Below are 1,531 nucleotides of genomic sequence, written 5' to 3'. Positions count from 1 at the left end.
CACGCCTGTGATTTTCTCCGATGCCGGTGACAATCCTGGTGGCGGCGGCAGTGGCAGGACGACGGAACTGTTAGCCGCTCTTCATGCGGCAAAAGTCGAAGAATGCCTATTCGGTTCCTTTTGTGATCCGGAACTTGCGAACGAAGCCCATGGCATCGGTGTCGGCGGCAAATTCAGGGCACGATTCAACCGGTCTTCCGATTCCAGCGCTTTCTGGGCGCAATGGGATGTGCCTTTTGAGGCGGATGCAGAGGTCTTGGGTCTCCATAATGGAGATGTGGTAGGTGAACTGGGCATGACGGCAGGTCGGAGATTGGCCCTAGGGCCATCCGCTGCGCTTCGTATTGGTGGTATCACCGTGGTGGTGATCACCGATCGCACACAGACTGCCGACCCCGTGTTCTTTCATATGTTCGGGCTGGATATTGCGTCTGCCCGGACTGTTGTTGTGAAATCCAGAGGCCACTTTCGGGCCGGGTTTTCCAACTGGTTTGGGCCAAACCAGGTATTTGAGGTCGACACGGGCGGGCTTACGTCGCCAGTTCACGACCGCTGGCCGTTTGCGAATTTGCCACGACCGAACTTTCCGATGGACGTCGACACCTCGTGGTCGGCTAAGATGCTGCGCTAGACGGGCTCTGAGTATTTGTCCTGCGGCGTCGTCAACTTGACAAATTGCATGAACTGGCGGGCAAGCTGAGAAGGTGGCCTGCCTGATGGAAGTACAAAGCTCGTGTCATAAAAAATGGCGGCGTCAAATGGCCTGACGACGACACCTTCCATCCCTGACGACAACAACGGGAAGGGATTGATCAGCGTCACGCCCAAACCCTCGCGGACGAGCTCCAGTGCGGCCATGTTCGTTGCCGTTTCTGCGACTTGTTTCGGCCGAATTCCAGCGCGCGCAAAGATCTTTTCTGTGATCGCTCGCGTCCCCAGCCTTCGCAGAAACTCGATCAGCGCGACGCCTTCAAGGTCGTGCGGCGTCACCACTCGTTTTTCCGATAGCGGATGGTTGCTCGGCATGGCGCAGACCACCTGACTGCGGCGCCAAGGCATGAGATGAACACCAGTTCTTTGGATCATCGCACTCGTCAAACCAAGATCATAGCGGAGGTCGAGAATGCCGGCGACCAGCACGTCCGTGGCCTGAATATCCAATTGAAGCTGCTTTCCTTCATTCTTCTTGAGAAAACTGGCCACCCTGGAGATGACAAAGTGATGTGCCAGAGTCGGCGGCACGATCAGGCGTAACGGCTCGTTATCCGGAGTAGCCCATTCTGCGCCCTCAATGTCCGCCAGCGTCTCGAAAATTGGGTCCAGTTTTTTGTTGAGACGCAAGGCTTCGTCTGTTGGGTCGATACGTCCCGATCGCCGGAGAAAGAGCGATCGCCCAACACGGGCCTCGAGTTGTGATAAGGACCGGCTCACGGCAGACTGCGAAATCCCGAGACGCCGCGCGGCGCCGATGGTTGTCCCAGTCGTGATCACGGCTCTTAGCGACTCGAACTCGCGCAGTCTGTGTCTGTGT

The 1,531-nt window shown here is 57.1% G+C and carries 2 protein-coding genes; one reads left to right on the top strand and one right to left on the bottom strand.

Going from position 1 to position 1,531, the window contains the following annotated elements; all coding sequences use genetic code 11:
- Positions 1 to 631: MlrC C-terminal domain-containing protein (locus tag ACR0E6_RS21085; RefSeq protein WP_480586982.1), on the top strand; the 631-nt coding region annotated here is incomplete at its 5' end.
- On the opposite strand, the gene ACR0E6_RS21080 is transcribed toward ACR0E6_RS21085, so the two are convergent.
- The coding region (locus ACR0E6_RS21080; RefSeq protein WP_480586979.1) for a LysR family transcriptional regulator at positions 628 to 1,531 on the bottom strand (904 nt) is incomplete at its 5' end. The genes ACR0E6_RS21085 and ACR0E6_RS21080 overlap by 4 nt on opposite strands.

The sequence above is a fragment of the Ruegeria sp. AP12 genome (assembly GCF_056540025.1).
This window is presented reverse-complemented; position numbering and strand designations above follow the sequence as displayed.